The sequence below is a fragment of the Sutterella massiliensis genome (assembly GCF_016899755.1).
Taxonomy (GTDB): Bacteria; Pseudomonadota; Gammaproteobacteria; order Burkholderiales; family Burkholderiaceae_F; genus Sutterella; species Sutterella massiliensis.
Window position 1 is genome coordinate 1 of sequence record NZ_JACJJC010000101.1, and the last position, 1,192, is coordinate 1,192.

Below are 1,192 nucleotides of genomic sequence, written 5' to 3' on the forward strand. Positions count from 1 at the left end.
TCGTCGGCGAAATCGTCTCGACATGCCCCCGGTAGAACCTGAACTCCCGGCCGCTAGCACCCAAAGTAATGGCGGCCGGGAGTTCAGGTTCTACCGGTGGCATGTCGAGACGATTTCGCCGACGAATGACGGTTTCTTCTTCCATCTGAGAACCGATGCCGAAGCGTCGAAGACGAATGAAGAGAAAGACGACGTGCTCGTTCTTGAGAAGGGCCTACCGGCTAAGCGCTAAGGCGTAATCACCGATTCCCGCGTGAAGGAGGAGGTGATTCCGGAAGGCTGGATTCTATCGAGCTACTGATACCGTGCGCAGGGTCGGGAGGCTGCCTCCCGATCCCGTACACGATCCTCGAAAGAGCGTCGACGTGTAGAAACTCGACTGCGGCGAAGGAGACAAAGTGGCCGCCCCTTCAAGAGCGCTCATCAGCTGCTCTTCACGAGCGGGCTCGTCGGCAGCATGACTCGATGAGCCCGCTCTGAGCGATGAGCGCTTTCAGCCTGAAGGTCTCAGATTGCCGTTTCCTCCGCAATCGCATCGGCCGCAATCCGGCCGAACGCCATGGCCTTGCCCCAGGCGGAACCCGTCATGTAGGCGGCGCCGTGAACGCCGCCCGTCATTTCGCCTGCCGCATAGAGGTGCTTGATCGGCTCGCCGAAAACATCGAGCACCTGCGCATTCGGGCGAATGCGGACGCCGCAGTAGGTCGCGATCAAGCGGGCGGTGGCCGGATAGAGATAGAAGGGGCCGGTCTTGAGCTCGATCGGCTTGCCGAAATCGCTCGTAAGCGTCTTCCGACCGAAATCGGGGTCTTCGTCCTTGGCAACGTTGGCGTTGTAGCGCGCCACTGTTTCCTTCAGGGCTTCCGGGTTCACGCCGGCTTTCTTCGCGACTGCCTCAATCGTGTCCGCACGGAAGCAATAGGGTACTTCCTTGCCCTCGTCGTAGGGCGAAAGGAGCCGGCGGTCGCCGTCGCGCACCTTCAGGCGGTGCTTGCGAAGCGGTTCGTCGAAGAAGATGAAGCTCTTGCCTTCCTTTTGAGCAAGCGCCGCATCGCCGAGGAGCTTGTAGGAGAGCGATTCGTTCACGAAGCGCTTCCCGTCGAGATTGACGAGGATGCCGCCGCCGTAAAACACCTGGCAGGCGCCCGGCTCGTTCGGGTTCAGGCGATAGCCGTATGTCGCCTTGATATAC

1 protein-coding gene is annotated in these 1,192 nt (G+C 60.5%); it reads right to left on the reverse strand.

Features of this window, described 5'->3' with window-relative positions; all coding sequences use genetic code 11:
- Positions 1 to 507 precede the first annotated feature (507 nt).
- On the reverse strand, positions 508 to 1,192 hold a 685-nt coding region (locus H6A60_RS11535), incomplete at its 5' end, for an FAD-binding protein (protein ID WP_205104755.1).